18 protein-coding genes are annotated in these 19,464 nt (G+C 70.6%); 15 read left to right on the top strand and 3 right to left on the bottom strand.

Going from position 1 to position 19,464, the window contains the following annotated elements; genetic code table 11:
- Positions 1-3: 3 nt before the first annotated feature.
- The 4 genes from ACIP6W_RS11090 (at position 4) to ACIP6W_RS11075 (ending at position 3,781) form a co-directional block, all read left to right on the top strand.
- The gene (locus ACIP6W_RS11090; RefSeq protein ID WP_251160121.1) at positions 4-828 is read left to right on the top strand and encodes a hypothetical protein; all 825 of its coding nucleotides are present in this window, start codon (positions 4-6) and stop codon (positions 826-828) included.
- Positions 828-2,138 carry a histidinol dehydrogenase gene (hisD, locus tag ACIP6W_RS11085; protein WP_209683068.1) on the top strand — a complete coding sequence of 437 codons (1,311 nt, stop codon included), beginning with the start codon at positions 828-830 and terminating at the stop codon, positions 2,136-2,138. The genes ACIP6W_RS11090 and hisD overlap by 1 nt, the downstream gene beginning before the upstream one ends.
- Positions 2,139-2,210: 72 nt before the next feature.
- Entirely contained in the window at positions 2,211-2,708 is a 498-nt protein-coding gene (gene nrdR, locus ACIP6W_RS11080) for a transcriptional regulator NrdR (RefSeq protein WP_066653777.1), read from the top strand.
- 65 nt (positions 2,709-2,773) lie between these two features.
- A complete protein-coding gene (locus ACIP6W_RS11075) occupies positions 2,774-3,781 on the top strand; it encodes a quinone-dependent dihydroorotate dehydrogenase (RefSeq protein WP_066658063.1) in 1,008 nt (335 codons plus the stop codon).
- Positions 3,782-4,287: 506 nt separating this feature from the next.
- On the opposite strand, the gene ACIP6W_RS11070 is transcribed toward ACIP6W_RS11075, so the two are convergent.
- Positions 4,288-4,863 (bottom strand): DUF3043 domain-containing protein, encoded by a 576-nt coding sequence (locus ACIP6W_RS11070; protein WP_066653782.1) that lies wholly within the window; start codon positions 4,861-4,863, stop codon positions 4,288-4,290.
- Positions 4,864-4,914: 51 nt separating this feature from the next.
- On the opposite strand from ACIP6W_RS11070, the gene ACIP6W_RS11065 reads away from it, so the two are divergent.
- The 6 genes from ACIP6W_RS11065 (at position 4,915) to ACIP6W_RS11040 (ending at position 11,843) form a co-directional block, all read left to right on the top strand.
- Positions 4,915-6,360, top strand: a complete 1,446-nt coding sequence (locus tag ACIP6W_RS11065; protein WP_400429448.1) for a dipeptidase — start codon at positions 4,915-4,917, stop codon at positions 6,358-6,360.
- A 183-nt stretch (positions 6,361-6,543) separates the two neighbouring features.
- Positions 6,544-6,918, top strand: coding sequence for an iron-sulfur cluster assembly accessory protein (locus tag ACIP6W_RS11060; protein WP_066653793.1), 375 nt, complete (start codon positions 6,544-6,546; stop codon positions 6,916-6,918).
- A gap of 291 nt (positions 6,919-7,209) precedes the next feature.
- Positions 7,210-8,112 carry a cytochrome c oxidase subunit II gene (gene coxB, locus ACIP6W_RS11055; protein WP_066653795.1) on the top strand — a complete coding sequence of 301 codons (903 nt, stop codon included), beginning with the start codon at positions 7,210-7,212 and terminating at the stop codon, positions 8,110-8,112.
- A gap of 11 nt (positions 8,113-8,123) precedes the next feature.
- Positions 8,124-9,860, top strand: coding sequence for a cytochrome c oxidase subunit I (ctaD, locus tag ACIP6W_RS11050; RefSeq protein WP_066653797.1), 1,737 nt, complete (start codon positions 8,124-8,126; stop codon positions 9,858-9,860).
- A 4-nt stretch (positions 9,861-9,864) separates the two neighbouring features.
- On the top strand, positions 9,865-10,281 hold the full coding sequence (locus ACIP6W_RS11045) for a cytochrome c oxidase subunit 4 (RefSeq protein ID WP_066653799.1): 417 nt from the start codon (positions 9,865-9,867) through the stop codon (positions 10,279-10,281).
- Between the two features lie 188 nt (positions 10,282-10,469).
- A complete protein-coding gene (locus ACIP6W_RS11040) occupies positions 10,470-11,843 on the top strand; it encodes a glucose-6-phosphate dehydrogenase (protein ID WP_400429445.1) in 1,374 nt (457 codons plus the stop codon).
- A gap of 248 nt (positions 11,844-12,091) precedes the next feature.
- Here ACIP6W_RS11040 and ACIP6W_RS11035 read toward each other — a convergent pair whose 3' ends face one another.
- Complete coding sequence (locus ACIP6W_RS11035; RefSeq protein WP_209683055.1) at positions 12,092-13,978, bottom strand: glycoside hydrolase family 15 protein; 1,887 nt, start codon at positions 13,976-13,978, stop codon at positions 12,092-12,094.
- 88 nt (positions 13,979-14,066) lie between these two features.
- A complete protein-coding gene (locus ACIP6W_RS11030) occupies positions 14,067-15,131 on the bottom strand; it encodes an App1 family protein (protein WP_066653808.1) in 1,065 nt (354 codons plus the stop codon).
- A gap of 152 nt (positions 15,132-15,283) precedes the next feature.
- Between ACIP6W_RS11030 and ACIP6W_RS11025 the strand changes: the two genes are divergently transcribed.
- The 5 genes from ACIP6W_RS11025 (at position 15,284) to ACIP6W_RS11005 (ending at position 19,392) form a co-directional block, all read left to right on the top strand.
- Positions 15,284-15,931 carry a TetR/AcrR family transcriptional regulator gene (locus tag ACIP6W_RS11025; RefSeq protein WP_066653809.1) on the top strand — a complete coding sequence of 216 codons (648 nt, stop codon included), beginning with the start codon at positions 15,284-15,286 and terminating at the stop codon, positions 15,929-15,931.
- 191 nt (positions 15,932-16,122) lie between these two features.
- The gene (locus ACIP6W_RS11020; protein ID WP_066653812.1) at positions 16,123-17,037 is read left to right on the top strand and encodes an ABC transporter ATP-binding protein; all 915 of its coding nucleotides are present in this window, start codon (positions 16,123-16,125) and stop codon (positions 17,035-17,037) included.
- Complete coding sequence (locus ACIP6W_RS11015) at positions 17,034-17,750, top strand: ABC transporter permease (RefSeq protein WP_066653814.1); 717 nt, start codon at positions 17,034-17,036, stop codon at positions 17,748-17,750. Before ACIP6W_RS11020 ends, ACIP6W_RS11015 begins: the two co-directional genes overlap by 4 nt.
- Positions 17,747-18,475 carry an ABC transporter permease gene (locus ACIP6W_RS11010; RefSeq protein ID WP_209683052.1) on the top strand — a complete coding sequence of 243 codons (729 nt, stop codon included), beginning with the start codon at positions 17,747-17,749 and terminating at the stop codon, positions 18,473-18,475. Before ACIP6W_RS11015 ends, ACIP6W_RS11010 begins: the two co-directional genes overlap by 4 nt.
- Positions 18,472-19,392 (top strand): ABC transporter substrate-binding protein, encoded by a 921-nt coding sequence (locus ACIP6W_RS11005; protein ID WP_209683050.1) that lies wholly within the window; start codon positions 18,472-18,474, stop codon positions 19,390-19,392. The genes ACIP6W_RS11010 and ACIP6W_RS11005 overlap by 4 nt, the downstream gene beginning before the upstream one ends.
- Positions 19,393-19,464 lie beyond the last annotated feature (72 nt).

The following is a 19,464-nucleotide window of genomic DNA, read 5'->3' as shown; positions in this document are numbered from 1 at the left end:
GACGTGATCGTTCCCGGAGCACCGCGGCCGTCGGCCGTGGTGCTCCGGGCGTTCGGAGCGGGGGAGCGGCGCCCGCTGCTGCTGCCCGGCGGGCAGGGCACGACGTGGCGCGCGGGCGGGATCGTCCTGCGGCCGCACGGGGACGCCCGGGAGGCTCGGTGGCGGTCCGCCACGCTGGCCCGCCTCGCGCACTCCGACCGCTTCCGCGCGCCGCGTCCCGTGGCGTCGGCCGACGGGTCCTGGCTCGTCGGCGGGTGGGAGGCATGGGAGTGGCTGCCGGGCGCGACCGACCCGAGCCGCGTCGACGAGGTCCTCGCCGCCGGCGATGCCTTCCACCGAGCGGTCGCCCACCTGCCCCGCCCGGCGTTCCTCGACCTCGTCGACGACCCGTGGAGTCGGGCGGACCGGATGGTCTGGGCCGGGACGCTGCGGCCGTCAGGGCCGCTGCTCGACCGGCTCGCTGCGGCGTTCCGGCCGGTCCGAGCGCCGTCGCAGGTCGTGCACCGCGACCTGCTCGGCAACGTGCTCTTCGCCGCCGGGGAGCCACCGACCGTCTTCGACTGGGCACCCTCGTGGCGCCCGGCCGGGTACGCCTCTGCGATCGCCGTCGTCGACGCGGTCTGCTGGAACGGGGTCCCCGTCGAGCGGCTGCCGGCGCTCGGGCAGCTCGCCGGGGTGTCCGACTGGCCACAGCTGCTCGTCCGGGCGCTGGCGTTCCGCGTCCTCGTCCTGCACGTGCTCGGGGTGTGGGACGACGACCACGCCGAGCGGCACCGCCCCCTCGCGACGGCGATCCTGTCGGGTGCCGCCGGTACGCTTGACGCCTGATGATGCAGCGAATCGACCTCCGCGGCGGACTGCCCGCCCGTGCCGACCTCCTCCGCCTGATGCCCCGCGCCGTCGGTGACGTCTCGCACGCCGTCGACGCCGCCCGCGACCTCGTGGACGCGGTCCGGCAAGACGGGGCAGCCGCGCTCCGCGAGCAGGCGGAGCGGTTCGACGGAGGCGCCCCCGAGCACGTCCGGGTCCCCGCCGCCGAGATCGCCGCGGCCGTCGCCGGCCTGACGCCGGAGCTGCGCGAGGCCCTGGACGAGGCCATCCGCCGCGTCCGTGCTGCGAGCGCTGCCCAGGTCCCGGCTGCGTCGGTCACGTGCCTGGCCGACGGCGCCGAGGTCCACCAGCGCTGGCAGCCGATGCGTCGCGTCGGGCTCTACGTGCCGGGCGGCAAGGCCGTCTACCCCTCGAGCGTCGTGATGAACGTGGTCCCCGCGCAGGTCGCGGGCGTCGGGTCGATCGCCCTCGTCTCGCCGCCGCAGCGCGACCACGGCGGGCGCGTGCACCCGACGATCCTCGCCGCGGCCGGACTGCTCGGCATCGACGAGGTCTACGCGATGGGCGGGGCCGGTGCGGTCGGTGCGCTGGCGTACGGCGTCGCCGAGATCGGCCTCGAGCCGGTCGACCTGGTCACCGGTCCGGGCAACAACTTCGTCGCAGCGGCCAAGCGCCTGGTGCGCGGGGTCGTGGGCATCGACTCCGAGGCCGGCGCGACCGAGATCCTCGTCATCGCCGACGACACCGCGGACCCCGGCTACGTCGCCGCCGACCTGGTGAGCCAGGCCGAGCACGACGAGCAGGCCGGCAGCGTCCTGGTGACCACCTCGGCCGCGTTCGCCGACGCGGTCGAGGCCGCGATCCCGGAACGGGTGGCGGCGCTGGGGACGGCTGCGCGCCTCCAGACCGCACTCGACGGCCCGCAGTCCGCGATCGTGCTCGTCGACTCGCTGGCCGACGCGGCGACCGTCAGCAACGCGTACGGGCCCGAGCACCTGGAGATCCAGACGGCGGACGACGACGCCGTGCTGGCGGACATCGACGCTGCCGGAGCCGTCTTCGTGGGGCCGAGCACCCCGGTGAGCCTCGGCGACTACCTCGCCGGGTCGAACCACGTGCTGCCGACCGGCGGACAGGCACGGTTCGGGTCCGGACTGTCGGCCTCGACGTTCCTCCGACCGCAGCAGGTCATCCGCTACACGCCCGCCGCGCTGGCCGAGGTCGCGCCGCACATCGTGGCACTCGCGACCGAGGAACAGCTGCCCGGTCACGGTGCCGCGGTGACGGAACGCACCGGGCGGTCCTGAGCGCCACCGATCGTCCACAGGGTCGTCACCGCGCCCGGTGGGCGTCGTCGAGCCGATAGCCTGGGACACGACATGTTCTGCCCCTTCTGCCGCCACCCGGACTCCCGCGTCGTCGACTCCCGCACGAGCGACGACGGCACCTCGATCCGTCGCCGACGCCAGTGCCCGAACTGCGGGCGCCGGTTCTCGACGACGGAGACCGCGTCGTTGAACGTCGTGAAGCGCAACGGCGTGACCGAGCCGTTCAGCCGCGACAAGATCGTCTCCGGCGTGCGCAAGGCGTGCCAGGGACGCCCGGTGACCGACGGGGACCTGGCCGTGCTCGCACAACGCGTCGAGGAGACCGTGCGCTCGTCGGGGTCCAGCCAGATCGACGCGAACGACATCGGTCTCGCCATCCTGCCGCCGCTGCGCGAGCTCGACGAGGTGGCGTTCCTGCGGTTCGCGAGCGTCTACCAGGCCTTCGACACGCTCGAGGACTTCGAGGACGCGATCGCACAGCTGCGCCGTGACCACCACGCAGCCGGGGCCGCAGCGTCCGGCGGTGCCGGCTCGGGCAGCAGCGCGTGAGCGGGGTCGCGGAGCGCCTCGTCCGGAACGGGTACGCGGTCGTCTTCCGGACGGTGTTCGCCAACATGGACCCGGAGCGCGCACACCACGTCGCGTTCGCCGTGATCCGCGCGCTGCCGAGGGTGCCGTTCCTGAACGGCACGGTGGAGCGCTACGCCAGGCCAGCAGCTGCCGACGGGATCACGACGATGGGGATCCACTTCCCCTCGCGCTTCGGTCTCGCGGCCGGCTTCGACAAGGACGCCAAGGGCATCGCCGGACTCGGGCTGCTCGGGTTCGGGCACGTCGAGGTCGGCACGATCACCGCGAAGGCGCAGCCCGGCAACGACAAGCCCCGGCTCTTCCGGCTCATCCGCGACAGGGCGCTCGTCAACCGGATGGGGTTCAACAACCACGGTGCCGCCAGGGCTGCACGGCGGCTCGAACGGGCACGACGGCACCCGGGTCGCCCGGTCATCGGAGTCAACATCGGCAAGAGCCGGGTCGTCGCGGTCGAGGACGCGGTCGACGACTACCTCGAGTCGACGCGCCTGCTCGCCCCGTTCGCGGACTACCTCGCGGTCAACGTCAGCTCGCCGAACACGCCCGGTCTCCGCGGGCTGCAGGAGGCCGACCAGCTCCGACCCCTGCTGACGGCCGTCCGCGACGCTGCGGGGCGGACCCCGGTGCTCGTGAAGATCGCCCCGGACCTGACCGACGAGCAGATCGATGCGATCGCCGGGCTCGCGGTGGACCTCGGACTCGCCGGCATCATCGCCAACAACACGACGATCGCCCGCACCGGGCTGACCACGCCGGACGCCGAGGTCGAGGCCATGGGTGCCGGCGGCCTGTCGGGTGCCCCGATCGCCGTTCGGTCGCTCGAGGTGCTGCGTCGGGTCCGTGCCGCGGTGCCGCAGGACTTCTGCGTCGTCGCCGTCGGGGGAGTCACGAGCGAGCAGGACGTGCAGGACCGCATCGACGCGGGCGCCACGCTCGTGCAGGGGTACACGGCGTTCCTCTACGAGGGGCCGACCTGGGCGATGCGCATCAACCGGCTGCGGCGTCGGCGGCTGCGGCGCGCAGCGCGGTAGCGGCAGGCGGCACTCGCTCTGCGCCGACCGTGGTGTCGTGCTCCGCACACGGCCCACTGCCGTCGGGCTGTTCGCCGGTCCGCCGGTTCGCCGGTTCGCCCACTCTCGTCGCAGGACCCGCCGCCCGCTGCCGCTCTCGTCGCACGACCTGCCGCTCATGTTCGCTCGGTGCGGCATGTCCTGCGACTGGAAGACCGCAGGACCGGGACCAGGACCGGGACCGCCGAGCGTCGGAGCGACCGGAGCACCGCGGGACCACGACCCCGGGACCGGGACCCCGGAGCACCGGAAGGCCAGCCGTCCGGAGGGCACCGAGCCGACCGAGCAGGACACGCCGCTCGCGTTCGGCGTTCGGGCGTGATCCGTCGGCGCGCGACGCCGACCGAGACGGATCTGGCCCGGTCGACGAACACCGTCAGGCACCGCGCGACCCCGGAACACCCCGGAACGCCTCGGAACGACGAAGCGCCGCCCGGCTCGGCCGGACGGCGCTCGTGGCACTGCGCCTACAGCGAGGGGTACTCCCCGCGGCGCACCTGCGGCTTCGGCAGGCGCAGGAAGCGGAGCTGCCACGCCCGCGTCAGGATGTAGAAGAACGTCCCGCGCTGCATGTCGCCGAACTTCGCGGTGATCTTCTTGCGCAGCGAGAGCCACAGCACGATGCAGTCGAGGACGAACAGCGCGACGAACGCCCACACCAGCAGGAGCGAGTACGACGCCAGGACGGTCTGCGCTGCGGCGAACCCGACGATGAGGAACAGCACGAGCACGGGCATCATGACCTCGCCCACGTTCCAGCGAGCGTCGATCCAGTCGCGGACGAACTTGCGCTGCTCGCCCTTGTCCTTCACCGGGAGGTAGCGTTCCTCGCCGTTCGCCATGCCGACACGGGCCTTCTCGCGCTCCGTGTTGAGCCGCGCGCGAGCGGCCTTCTTGTCCTGCGGGCTGTTGCCGACGAGCGGGCGTCGGTTGGCTGCCTCGCGCTCACGACGCGACGGCGTCGGACGACCCTTGCCGGACTCGAGGAGTTCTTCCTCCGACGGGTTGACGGTCGTGTTGGTCTTGGGGGCTGCCTTCGCCACGGTGCGTTCCTGACTGCGGTTGCGTGCTGGATCTCCTCTAGATTACGGGACATGACCGACACCGACCAGCACAGCCCCGCGACCGACCCCGCGCTCCTCGACGCCCTCCGCGAACACGTGCAGGGAGGCCTGCCGACGACGATCGCCGACCTGTCCGCGCTGGTCCGGTTGCCGTCGGTGTCCTGGTCGGCGTTCGACCCGGCGCACGTGCAGGCGAGTGCCGAGGCGGTCGCGGATCTGGCCCGGTCGACGGGGGTCTTCGCCGACGACGCCGTCCGCATCGTCCGTTCCGCGGTCGAGGGGGAGACCGCGGGCGCGGAGGAGGCCGGCCGCGAGCTCGGGCAGCCCGCCGTCCTGGCGGTGCGTCCTGCGCGGAACGGGAAGCCGACCGTCATGCTCTACGCGCACCACGACGTCCAGCCACAGGGCGACGACGCCCTGTGGGAGACCCCGCCCTTCGAGCCGACCCTCCGCGGCGACCGCCTGTACGGTCGCGGCGCCTCGGACGACAAGGCCGGCGTGATGACCCACGTCGCCTCGCTCCGCGCGCTGCACGCGCAGTTCGGCGACGACCTCGAGCTCGGTGTCGTGCTCTTCGTCGAGGGCGAGGAGGAGTTCGGCTCCCGCTCGTTCCGCACCTTCCTCCGCGAGCAGAAGGAGCACCTGGCGGCCGACGTCATCGTCGTGGCCGACAGCGACAACTGGTCGGTCGACGTCCCGTCGATCACCGTCTCGCTCCGCGGCAACGTGACGTTCCGCGCGACGCTGACGACCCTCGAGCACGCGAGCCACAGCGGCATGTTCGGCGGTGCGGCCCCGGACGCGATGATCCCCATGGTCCGGCTGCTCGCCTCGCTGCACGACGACGACGGCTCGGTCGCCGTCGAGGGGCTCACGGCGTACGACGCCGACGTGCCCGAGCGCTCCGAGGCCGAGCTCGCCACCGACGCGGCCCTGCTCGAGGGCGTCCGACCGGTGGGGACGGGTCCGGTGCTGTCCCGGATGTGGTTCCAGCCGTCGATCACCGTGACGGGCATGGACGTGCCGAGCGTGGCGAACGCGTCGAACACCCTGCTGCCGACCGTTGCCGCCCGCGTCTCGGTCCGCGTGGCCCCCGGACAGTCGGCGACCGACGCGTACGCGGCCGTCGAACGCCACCTCCGCGCCCACGTGCCGTTCGGCGCGAAGCTCGACGTCACCGAGGTGGACACCGGCGACGGCTTCCTCGTGGACACCGCCGGCTGGGCGGTGCAGGAGGCCCGCACTGCCATGCACGAGGGCTGGGGCGCGCCCGCCGTCGAGCAGGGCATCGGCGGATCCATCCCGTTCGTCTCGGACCTGGCCGCCGAGTTCCCGGAGGCGCAGATCCTGGTGACGGGTGTCGAGGACCCCGACACCCGGGCGCACAGCCCGAACGAGTCGCAGCACCTCGGGGTCCTGCACCGCGCGATCGCGTCGGAGACGATCCTGCTGGCGCGCCTGGCGACGCGCGCCTGACGCGTCCCCACCGCTGGTGGGGACCGGGGGAGCGCCGGACGGGAGGCCCGTGGCGACGCCGCCACGGGCCTCCCGTCCGTCGTCCGGTCCCGCCCTGTGCACGGACGGCCCGTCCTGTCGGCTCGCGTGCTTACAATCGACCTCAGGCGCGGTGACCGACACCGCCCGGAGGGAGACGCGCGGATGAGCGACACCATCACCGACAACGCACCGGCGACGGACGCACGTGCCCACGGGGTCGCGCTCAGCGACGCTGCGGCGGCGAAGGTGGCGAGCCTGCTGGAGCAGGAGGGGCGCGACGACCTCCGCCTGCGCCTCGCGGTCCAGCCCGGTGGCTGCTCGGGCCTGATCTACCAGCTGTACTTCGACGAGCGCCTGCTCGACGGGGACGCCACGACCGAGTTCGGCAGCGGTGTCGAGGTCGTCGTCGACAAGATGAGCGTCCCGTACCTCGACGGCGCCACCATCGACTTCGAGGACACCATCCAGAAGCAGGGCTTCACCATCGACAACCCCAACGCGCAGGGCAGCTGCGCGTGCGGCGACAGCTTCCACTGACGCCACGGCGGGCGGTTGTCCGCCGACCGAACCGACACGCGAGCGGGGAGTGACCGATCTGGTCGCTCCCCGTTCGTCGTCCCCGGCGCTGCCCGAGCCCGCACGACCGGGGGAAAGCGGTGCGCCGGGGTCGACGATGCCGCGCCGGACCGCGCCCGGTGTGCGCGAGACGTCACCGGCTGCGAGTAAGCTAGGAGTGTTCCAACCAAGCTGGGAACCAGCAATGAGCGGCCTCCGTGCTCGGCACGGCCGCACCGCCGGTCCCTCAGCAACGTCTTCCGAGAGGTAACAGTGCGTTCGAATCGCCGTATACGTTGGGCGGCCGTCCCGGTGGCCGTCGGTCTGGTCATCGCACTGGCTGGCTGCACGCAGCAGCAGATGAACGGATGGCTCCCCGGCACGGAGGAGACGAAGGACGTCACGAATCACACGAGCCGCATCGTCGGCCTGTGGACCACCAGCTGGATCGTCCTGCTCGCGGTGGGTCTCATCGTGTGGGGCCTGATCATCTGGGCGGCGATCGTCTACCGTCGTCGCAAGGGCCAGACCGGCCTGCCGGTGCAGATGCGGTACAACATGCCGCTCGAGATCTTCTACACGATCGTGCCGCTCATCCTCGTGCTCGGCTTCTTCGCGTTCACCGCGAAGGACCAGTCCGCGATCGAGAAGCCCTTCGACGACCCGGACGCCACGATCCACGTGTACGGCAAGCGCTGGGCCTGGGACTTCAACTACATCGACAAGGACAACCCGAAGGACAGCGTCTACTACCAGGGCATCCAGGCCCAGGAAGAGGAGAACGGCGACGGCGCGATCGACGAGTCGCAGCTCCCGACGCTGTACCTGCCGGTCGGCAAGAAGGTCGAGATCGAGCTCTCCTCGCGCGACGTCGACCACTCCTTCTGGGTCATCGACTTCCTGTACAAGAAGGACATGCTCCCGGGCAAGACCAACTACGAGTACTTCATCCCGCAGAAGGAAGGCACGTACCAGGGCAAGTGCGCCGAGCTCTGCGGTGAGTACCACTCCCTGATGCTCTTCCAGGTGAAGGTCGTCTCCGACTCCGAGTACCAGCAGTACCTCGACACGCTGCGCGAGCAGGGCAAGGTCGGTCTGCTCGGCAACGAGTACGACACCAACACGAACGAACCGAACAACCAGGCGCCGGTCGAGGCGTCGAGCGAGAACAAGTAGGGGTCCGTCAGATGACAACGTCACTCGTCGGCCAGCCGACAGCGCCGACGACGCCGGACTTCCAGGCGTCCAAGGTCGGTCGGAAGGGCAACATCATCGTCCGGTGGATCACCTCCACCGACCACAAGACCATCGGGTACATGTACCTGATCGCCTCGTTCGTCTTCTTCCTGCTCGCGGGCGTCATGGCGCTCGTGATCCGTGCGCAGCTCTTCGAGCCCGGCCTGCACGTGGTCGAGACGAAGGAGCAGTACAACCAGCTCTTCACGATGCACGGCACGATCATGCTGCTGATGTTCGCGACGCCGCTCTTCTCGGGCTTCGCGAACGCGATCATGCCGCTGCAGATCGGTGCGCCGGACGTCGCGTTCCCGCGTCTGAACGGGTTCGCCTTCTGGCTCTACCTCTTCGGCTCGCTCATCGCGGTCGGCGGCTTCCTCACCCCGCAGGGTGCCGCGTCCTTCGGCTGGTTCGCCTACGCGCCACTGAGTGACACGACGTTCACACCGGGTCTCGGTGGGACGCTCTGGGTCTTCGGCCTCGGCATGACCGGCTTCTCGACGATCCTCGGCGCGGTGAACTTCATCACGACGATCATCACGATGCGCGCCCCGGGCATGACGATGTTCCGCATGTCGATCTTCACGTGGAACACCCTCGTGACCTCGCTGCTCGTGCTGATGGCCTTCCCGGTGCTCGCCGCCGCGCTGTTCGGCCTCGGTCTCGACCGCGTGTTCGACGCGCAGATCTACAACCCGGCCAACGGCGGTGCCCTGCTCTGGCAGCACCTCTTCTGGTTCTTCGGCCACCCCGAGGTGTACATCATCGCGCTGCCGTTCTTCGGCATCGTCTCCGAGGTCTTCCCGGTCTTCAGCCGCAAGCCGATCTTCGGCTACAAGACCCTCGTGTACGCGACCATCTCCATCGCGGCCCTCTCGGTCACGGTGTGGGCGCACCACATGTACGTCACCGGTGGCGTCCTGCTCCCGTGGTTCTCGCTCATGACGATGCTCATCGCGGTCCCGACCGGCGTGAAGATCTTCAACTGGGTCGGCACGATGTGGCGCGGTTCGGTCACGTTCGAGACCCCCCTGCTGTGGGCCGTCGGCTTCCTCATCACCTTCACGTTCGGTGGTCTCACCGGTGTGATCCTGGCGTCGCCGCCGCTCGACTTCCACGTGTCCGACTCGTACTTCGTCGTCGCGCACTTCCACTACGTGGTCTTCGGTACCGTCGTGTTCGCGATGTTCTCCGGCTTCTACTTCTGGTGGCCGAAGTGGACGGGTCGCATGCTCAACGAGCGCCTCGGCAAGATCCACTTCTGGCTGCTGTTCATCGGCTTCCACACGACGTTCCTCATCCAGCACTGGCTGGGCGTCATCGGCATGCCGCGTCGTTACGCGACCTACCTGCCGAACGACGGGTTCACCTGGATGAACCAGCTGTCGACGATCGGCTCGATGATCCTCGCGATCTCGTTCCTGCCGTTCATCTTCAACGTCTACGTGACCGCACGGAACGCCCCGAAGGTGGCCGTGAACGACCCGTGGGGCTACGGCCGCTCGCTCGAGTGGGCGACCAGCTGCCCGCCGCCGCGCCACAACTTCACGTCGATCCCGCGGATCCGTTCCGAGTCCCCGGCGTTCGACCTGAACCACCCGGAGGCCGGTGTGCCGATCGGTGTGGGTCCGGCGAAGGACGCTCCGGACGCCCCGACCTACGACGCCGCGAAGGGCGAGGTGAAGTAACGCCATGCGCGCCAACACCAACCTGTTCTGGATCCTGTTCGTCTTCTTCGTCCTCGCGGACGCGGCGTACACCATCTGGGCGCTCATCTACTACGGGCGGCCCGAGTGGGTCGGCACCGTGGCGATCGGCCTCACCGGGATCATGTCCGCGTTCATCGCGTTCTACCTCGGGAAGGTCATGTCCTCGCAGGGCGGTGTCCTCCCCGAGGACCGCCCCGACGCGAACATCGAGGACGGCGACGCCGAACTCGGGCACTTCAGCCCGTGGTCGTGGTGGCCGATCCTGCTCGCCGGTTCGACCGCGATCTGCTTCCTCGGTCTCGCGGCCGGCCTCTGGATCGTGCCGATCGGGCTCGCGCTCGTGACGGTCACCCTCGTGGGCTGGGTCTACGAGTACTACCGCGGCAACTTCGGACACTGATCCGATCCACCTGACACCTCGGGCGGCACCACATCCGGTGCCGCCCGTGGTGCGTCCGGGGCCCGTACCCCACCCGGCCCGAGCTCTCGGCCCGGAGCGGGTATCCCGGAAGTCACAGGGAATCAACCGGCCCGCGCGCGGCTTGACCCGTGCGGACCCCGCAACCACAGCGAAAGGACTCACCTCCGGTGACCGACAAGCGCACCCTCATCATCTTCGGCGCGACGGGCGACCTCGCCTCCCGCCTGCTGCTCCCGGGACTCGGCACGTTCCTGCAGAGCGGTCGAGCGGTCCCCGTCCAGCTGATCGGCACGGGCCGCAGCGCCCGCAGCTCGGAGCAGTGGAAGGACGTCGTCACGAAGTCCTTCGCGTCGCAGGACGTCAAGGGTCCCGAGGTCGACGCGACCCTCGAGTCCACGACCTTCATCCAGGGCGACCCGACCGACCCCGAGCACCTCAAGGCGCTGCTCGACGCGGCCGAGGCCGAGCCCATCCTCTACTTCGCGCTCCCGCCGCAGATCGCCTCGGACATCTGCGAGGCGCTGCAGGGCGTCGAGCTCCCCGAGGGCACGACCCTCGCGTTCGAGAAGCCCTTCGGCACCGACGTCGCCAGCGCCGAGGCCCTCAACAAGACCGTGCTCGAGCTCGTCCCCGAGGAGCGCGTGCACCGCACGGACCACTTCCTCGGTCGCACCACGGTCCTCAACATCATCGGTCTGCGCTTCGCGAACCGCCTGTTCGAGCCGATCTGGAACGCGGACAACATCGAGAAGGTCGACGTCTTCTACGACGAGACCCTCGGGCTCGAGAACCGGGCGCAGTACTACGACGAGGCCGGCGCCCTGGTCGACATGATCCAGTCGCACCTGCTGCAGATCCTCGGCCTGGTGACGATGGACGCTCCGTCCGCGATCGACGCGGTCGAGTTCCGGTCGTCCCTCGCGCGTGTCCTCCGGTCGACCCGCCTCAAGGGCGACGACGCGAAGATCGCCTCGCGCCGCGCCGTGTACACGGCCGGCACCATCGACGGCAAGGAGCTGCCGTCGTACCAGGACGAGGACGGCGTGGACAAGTCGCGCGGTACCGAGACCCTCGCCGAGATCCAGGTCGAGGTCGACACCGCGCGCTGGAAGGGCGTCCCCTTCACCCTCCGCTCCGGCAAGGCGCTCGGCGCCAGCCGCAAGGAGGTCCTCATCACCTTCAAGCCCGTGACGCGCCTGCCCTCCGGCCTGTCCGGTCGGCCGAAGGCGGACACGCTGCGCATCGTCCTCAACCCGGACGAGATCGAGCTGAGCGTGTCGGCGAACGGCGGCGGCAACCCGTTCGAGATGGGGCAGGTCACCCTGTCCTCGTCGTTCGACGACGGCGAGCTCACCCCCTACGGCGAGGTGCTCAACGGCATCTTCCACGACGACCCGCTGCTCTCGATCCGCGGCGACGTCGCGGAGCGGTGCTGGGAGATCGTCGAGCCGGTCGTGGACGCCTGGAAGTCGGGCGACGTGCCGCTCGAGGAGTACCGTGCGGGCTCGCGCGGTCCCGCGGACTGGGAGTCGTCGTCCTGACCGACGCCGTCTCCTGACGGAGCCACCTGACGGACGGGAGGCGCGGTGCCGGCTGGCACCGTGCCTCCCGTCCGTTCGTCTGCCCGTTCCTTCCCGGAACGCGTGACGTGCCGTGCGGAACCGGGCGTACCTGCCGGATCAGGAGGACCAGGTACGCCTGGATGGACCAGGTACGCCCGGATGGACCAGGTGCGCCCGGAACGACCAGGTGCGCCCAGCACGACGCGGCGCGACGCGCCGCCGGCCGGTCAGGACGGGGCGCCGGCCCGCCGCCCACCGCCGGTCGACGACCGCGTCCCGCCGTCGTGCACGGCGAGCCGCGTCCGGTGGCCCGACGTGGTTCCGCGTGCACGGGCGATCGCGTCGGCCGCGGACACGAGCGTCAGGTGCGACAGCACCTGCGGCGTGTTGCCGATGTGGTGACCGGTCGCCACGTCGATCTCCTCGGAGAGCATGCCGACGTCGTTCGCGTAACCGACCAGGACGTCCATCAGCCGCTCGGCGTCGGCGATGCGCCCGGAGGCGGCGTACTGCTCGACGAGCCAGAACGAGCACGCCAGGAACGGGTGCTCGGAGCCGGACAGCCCGTCGAAGCCCGCGGTGGTCCGGTACCGCAGGACCAGGCCGTGCTCGCCGACGCGGAGGTCCTGCTCGATCGCCGCGACCGTCCCCGTCATGCGCGGGTCGTCGGCGTGCAGGTACCCGATCTGCGGCAGGACGAGCAGACTCGCGTCGACCTCGTCGGTGTCGTAGTGCTGCCGGTAGCTGCCGCGTTCGGCGTTCCAGCCGTGCTCCTCGATCTCCGCGCGGACCTCGTCGCGCAGGCTGCGCCACCGGTCGACGGGGCCCTCGAGGCCGAACTCCTCGACGGCCGCCACCCCGCGGTCGAAGGCGGCCCAGATCATCGCCCGGGAGTGCGTGAAGTGCCGCCGCGGTCCGCGCATCTCCCAGATGCCGTTGTCCGGGTGCTGCCAGTGCTCCTCGACGTAGCCGAGCAGGGCACGCTGCAGGGCCCACGAGTCCGCGTTCTCCTCGACACCGAGCTCGCGCGCGTCGTGCAGGGCGGCCAGCACCTCGCCGAAGACGTCCCCCTGGTACTGGGTCGACGCGCCGTTGCCGAGCCGGACCGGCGTCGAGTCGAGGTAGCCGGGGAGCTCGTCGAGCGTGCGCTCGGGCAGTTCGCGTTCGCCGGCGATGCCGTACATGATCTGCACGTCGGCAGGGTCACCTGCGATCGCACGGAGCAGCCACCCGCGCCAGTGCATCGCCTCGTCCCGGTAACCGTGGGCGATGAGCGACGCGAGCGCCAGGGACGCGTCGCGGAGCCAGACGTACCGGTAGTCCCAGTTGCGTTCGCCACCCGGGTCCTCCGGGAGGCTCGTGGTCGCGGCCGCCACGACGCCGCCGGTCTGGCCGTGGGTCATCGCACGGAGCAGCAGCAGGGACCGTCGGCTCGCCTCGGCGTAGGGGCCCTCGGTGTGCGCGGTCGCCATCCAGTCGCGCCACCAGCGCTCCGTCGCCTGCAGTGCGGCGTCGACGTCGAGCGGCTCCGGTGGCTCGCGGTGCGACGGGTACCAGGTGAGCACGGTGTCGACGACGTCGCCGTCGTGCACCGTGACGGTGTGCGTGTGCCGGTGGTCGTCGGCCCGGAAGCGCACGCCACGGACCACCACCGAGCCCGGGCCGGCGGTCGCGAGGAGCGCCGGGTCCTCGTCACCGCCGATCTGCCGGACCCAGGGGAGCGCTCGGGCGTAGTCGAACCGGATGCGGAGCGTCTGCTCGACCTCGACCGAGCCCTGCAGGCCGCGGACCCGTCGGATGATCGCCGCGCGGTGGGCGCCGATCGGCATGAGGTCGGTGACCTCGACGACGCCGGTCGACGTCGTCCACACGGTGGAGAGCACGAGCGTGTCCGGGTGGTGGTGCCGGGTGCTCGTGGCGTCCGGGTCCGTCGGGCGGAGCGACCAGTGCCCGTGGTCCTCGGTCCCGAGCAGTGAGGCGAAGGTCGACGGGCTGTCGAAGCGCGGCAGGCACGCCCAGTCGATCGTCCCGTCGCGGCCGACGAGTGCGGCCGTGTGGGTGTCCCCGATGAGGGCGTGGTCCTCGATGCGGTTCGGCGGGGTGACGGTGCTCATGGCTCGATCCTGGCACCGGCCGCCGCCGTGCGGCCCGGCAGCGCTGAAGGTGTGCACAGCGGAGCCGTCGGAGCTGCCGGTGCAGGGATCAGAGCGGGGCTGACGGGTCGGCGTCGACGAGGCCCACGCGAGCGAGCTCCGACCACATGCCGGCACCGTCCGGGGCGTACACCCACGGTGCGGACCCGGCGCGCGTCCGTTCCTGCGCGCGCGACCGACCACCGGCCAGGACCGCCTCGCTCGTGGACAGCTGCCGGACGGCGACACCGGCGACGTTCTCGGGGTGCTCCCGGGCGAACTCGCCGTAGAGCGTCTCGTCGTGCTGCCCGTCGTCGCCGACCAGGAGCCACTGCACGTCCGGGAAGTCGCTCGCGAGTCGCCGCAGGTTCTGCTGCTTGTGCAACTGGCCGCTCCGGAAGAAGCGGTCGTGGGTCGGCCCCCAGTCCGTCAGCAGGAGCGTGCCGGTCGGGTACATGTTCCGGGTCAGGAAGCGTTGCAGCGTCGGCGCCACGTTCCACGCCCCGGTCGAGAGGTACACGGTCGGAGCGCCGGGGTGCTGCGCGAGCACGCGTTCGTACAGCACGGACATGCCCGGGACCGGGCGACGGGCGTGCTCGGTCAGGACGAAGGAGTTCCACGCCGCGAGCATCGGGCGGGGGAGCGACGTCACCATCACCGTGTCGTCGATGTCGGACAGCAGACCGAAGCGCGTGTCCGGGTCCACGATGAAGACGTCGGCCTCGACGTCGCGCATCCCACCGGCCGAAAGGCGCACCGTCTGCCATCCGGGTTCGAGGTCGATCGGGACCTTCACGTCGACCACGCCGCCACGGTCGGACTGCACCACGTGGGTCGTGCCACCGGCCGTCACGGTGACCTCGGCGTCGTCGACGGCGACACTCGTGAAGCTCCGCCAGCCGCGCACGCCGTAGTAGGAGGCGTCGGACGCCAGGCCGCGTCGCGTCAGCAGGACACGGCAGAGCACGCGGATCCAGCCCGGTGCGCCGTAGCCCGTGTAGGGGATCACGGTCGGCACGAGCCCGCGACGCCGGGCCCGGTGCTCGCGGAACTCCTGGACGGCGTCCTCGATCCGAGCGGCCCGGTGGAGGATCGGTTCGGCCAACGACGGCTCGTGGGGCGTCGGGTCGGGCATGGCCCCATCCTCCCACGCGCGGGACCCCGACGGCGGGCGGTGGACGACCACGACGGGGTGAGTCGCAGCGATGATCCAGCCGGTCTGTGCGAGAGTCCTTCCCGTCACATCCCACATGACCGCGCTCCGCCGGGAGCGCAAGAGGAGAACACGTGCTCGTCACCGAGGTATCGAACGCACTGCCGGGGGGATCATCACTGCTCAGGAACGAGCCGGTCCAAGCCCGCAGTTCGGCGCGCCTCGCGGGACTCCTCGACGCCGCGGCTGCCGTGATCGACGAGATCGGGTTCGAGCGACTGACCACCGCGATGGTGGCCGAGCGCGCGGGGGCGTCGATCGGCACGGTCTACCGGTACTTCCCGGACCGCATCGCCGTGGTCGAGGCGCTGGCGATCCGGAGCACCCAGCGGCTCGCCGAGCGCTTCCTCACCGCCCTCGACGAGAGCGACGCCACGACCTGGCAGGACGCGCACGACGCGCTCATCGACGCGACCGTCGAGATGTACCGCGCGGAGCCGGGCTTCCGCGCGATCCGCTTCGGTGACCCCGCGGACACCGGCACCGGTGACGCGGAGGACCGCATGGCTGCGCTGGGGGCAGCCGTCGCGCAGGTCCTGCACGACCGCTTCGGCTACCCGCTGGGCGAGCGTGCGGAGCGCGCCTGGGTCGTCCTGGCCGAGTCCGCGCACGCCGTGATCGCCCGGGCGCTCCGCGACCGGACCGCTCCCGACACCGCGCTCATCGAGGAGTACCGCACGATGAGCCGGGCGCACCTCGAGGCGGTCGCTGCAGCCGCCTGAACCGCGATCGGCCGGACGCGCGACGCGCCCGACCGACGCACCGGACCATCCACCGACGCCCGTGCTCCCGAACAGGGAGTGCGGGCGTCGTTGTCCGCGAGCCGTCATGACCGGTCACGGTGGAACGCTGTCCTCGATGCGCGGGTACGCTCGTGCGGAGTCGGGCTACCTCCGAACAGAAGGGCACCCACATGATCGAGTTCCGCTCGGTGCGCAAGACGTACCCGGACGGCACCAACGCGGTCGACGACTTCAGCCTCGTCATCCCGTCGCGGACCACCACGGTCTTCGTCGGCTCCAGCGGCTGCGGCAAGACCACCCTGCTCCGCATGATCAACCGGATGGTCGACCCGTCGTCGGGGACCGTCGAGATCGACGGTGAGGACGTCGCCGGGGTCGACCCCGTACAGCTCCGTCGCCGCATCGGCTACGTCATGCAGAACGCCGGCCTGCTGCCGCACCGCAAGGTCGCCGACAACATCGCGACCGTGCCGCTCCTGACGGGTGTCCCGAAGGGCGAGGCCCGTGCCCGGGCGCTCGAACTGATGGACACCGTCGGTCTCGACCGGGCGTTCGCGGACCGGTACCCCTCGCAGCTCTCCGGCGGACAGCAGCAGCGCGTCGGCGTGGCCCGCGGCCTCGCCGTCGACCCGAACGTCCTGCTCATGGACGAGCCGTTCGGCGCCGTCGACCCGCTCGTCCGCAACGACCTGCAGGACGAGCTGATCCGGTTGCAGCGCGAGCTCGGCAAGACCGTCGTCTTCGTGACCCACGACATCGACGAGGCGTTCAAGCTCGGCGACCAGGTCGTCATCCTCAAGAAGGGCGGCGAGATCGCGCAGCTCGGGACCCCCGCCGAGATCCTCGCCGAACCGGCGGACGACTTCGTCGCGAACTTCATCGGTGCCGGCCGCGGTCGGCGTGCCCTGCGCGTCGAGCAGACGCCGACCGGCCCGATCGTCGTCGACGGCGACGGCCGGGCAGCCGGAGTGCTCACCGGTCCGGTCCAGGTGGTCGACGCCGCAGCCGCGGTGCCACAGGCAGCAGAGGCCGGGGCGCGTGACACCGCCCCGGGTGCTCCGGCGCAGGGTGGGGGACCGCGGTGAACTGGATCCTGTCGAACCTCGACACGATCAGTGACGCCACGATCGCGCACCTCGCGATCGCGATCCCACCGATCATCATCAGCTTCCTGCTCTCCATCCCGATCGGCTGGGTGGTGGTCCGACTGCAGCGCACGGGCGGATCCCGCTTCGCCGCCGGTCTGGGCAGCGGCATCGTGACCTTCGCGGGTCTCCTCTACGCGATCCCGTCGCTGGCGCTGTTCGTCGCCCTGCCCGGCATCATCGGGACGAGCCTGCAGAGCCCGGTCAACGTGATCATCAGCCTGACGATCTACGGTCTCGCGCTCATGGTCCGGTCGACGGTGGACGGCCTCTCCTCGGTCGACGCCGGCACGAAGGCAGCCTCGACCGCCATGGGGTACTCGGGCGTACAGCGCTTCTTCCGCGTCGAGCTCCCGCTCGCCGGTCCCGTGCTGCTCGCCGGCCTGCGGGTGATCGCGGTGTCGACGATCTCGCTGACGACCGTCGGTGCGGTGCTCGGCATCCAGAGCCTCGGTTCGCTGTTCACCGACGGACTCGCGCGCGGCATCTACGAGGAGATCCTCTCGGGCATCGTCATGGTGCTCGTGCTCGCCTTCGCCCTCGACGGCCTGCTCGTGCTGCTCGGACGGCTCGTCATGCCGTGGACACGGCGGGCGCCGCGGAGCCGTCGCGCCGCGCGTCGGGTCCTGCAGCGAGCGGAGGTCGCCTCGTGATCATCGGACAGGCGTTCGGCTGGGTGTTCGACCCGGCCAACTACACCGGCGTCAACGCGATCCCCGAGCGGCTGTGGGAGCACGTCTGGATCACCCTGCTCGCCGTGGTGATCGCGGCCGTGATCGCGGTCCCGATCGGGTACGCGATCGGGCACACGGGCCGGGCACGCGGGTTCTCCATCGCGCTGTCCGGCGGCATCAGGGCCCTGCCGACGCTCGGCGTGCTGTCGCTCTTCGGCCTGCTGCTCGGCATCGGTCTCGAGGCACCGCTGCTGGCGCTCGTGGTCCTGGCCGTCCCGTCGGTGCTCGCCGGTGCCTACGCGGGGATCGAGTCCGTCGACCCGGTCACGATCGACGCGGCGAAGGCCCAGGGCATGACCGGGTGGCAGGTGCTCTGGAAGGTCGAGATCCCGCTCGGGCTGCCGCTGCTGATCGGCGGCGTCCGTTCGGCCGTGCTCCAGGTCGTCGCCACCGCCACCCTGGCTGCCTACGTCGGCGCCGGGGGACTGGGCGGTTACTTCTTCCTCGGCCTCAAGACCCAGGACTACGCCGAGATGCTCGGCGCGTCCGTCCTCGTGATCGCGCTCGCGATCGCGTTCGAGATCGTGTTCGCCGCGCTGCAGCGGGCGTCGGTGCCGAAGGGCACCCTCGACCCGTCCGCGCGGCAGCGCCAGGGATCGCGCGAGCGAGCCCGCAATCCCATCCCGGAAGGAAACCCATCGTGATCACAGCACGGATCCGCGTCGCCCTCGCCGCCGCAACGGCACTCGGCGTCGCCGCAGCCCTGACCGGCTGCTCCTCTGGTGACCCGCTCAGCAGCGGCTCCAGCGCGTCGTCCGACTCGAAGACGATCGTCATCGGCTCGCAGCAGTACTACTCGAACGAGATCATCGCCGAGCTCTACGCGCAGGTGCTCGAGAAGGACGGCTTCACCGTCGAGCGCAACTTCAACATCGGGCAGCGCGAGGTCTACATCCCGCAGCTCGAGAAGGGCGCGATCGACGTCATGCCCGAGTACAGCGGCAACCTGCTGCAGTACTTCGACAAGGAGTCGACGGCCAAGAGCGCGGACCAGATCGACGAGGCGCTCGAGAAGGCCCTGCCGAAGGGTCTGCGGGTCCTCGACGAGGCCGACGCCACCGACCAGGACAGCTACACCGTGACGAAGCAGTTCTCCGAGGAGAACGACGTCACGAGCCTGGCCGACCTGAAGGACGTCAAGGAGAAGCTGACCGTCGGCGCGAACTCCGAGTTCCAGACCCGCCCGTACGGCCCCGAGGGCCTGAAGTCGGTCTACGGCGTGGACGTCGACTTCAAGGCGGTCGAGGACTCCGGCGGCGCCCTGACGGTGAAGGCGCTCAAGGACGGCACCGTCCAGCTCGCCGACATCTACAGCGCGGACCCGAGCATCAAGGCGAACGACTTCGTCTCGCTCAAGGACCCGGAGAACCTGATCCTGCCGCAGAACGTCATCCCGGTGGTCTCCGACAAGGTCGACGAGAAGGCTGCGGACGCCATCGACGAGGTGAACGAGAAGCTCACCACCGACAAGCTCATCGAGCTCAACGAGAAGAGCGTCACGGACAAGGAGAAGGCTTCGCAGATCGCGAAGCAGTTCCTCCAGGACGAGGGTCTGCTCTAGTCGGTCGGCGCTCGGCGCCGATCAGCACTGAACGACAGGTGTCGGGCTTCGGCCCGGCACCTGTCGTCGTTC

This window comes from Curtobacterium sp. NPDC088465 (genome assembly GCF_044753165.1).
GTDB lineage: Bacteria > Actinomycetota > Actinomycetes > Actinomycetales > Microbacteriaceae > Curtobacterium.
Note: the sequence above shows the minus strand (reverse complement) of the source record. Positions and strands in the feature narration are given on the sequence as shown.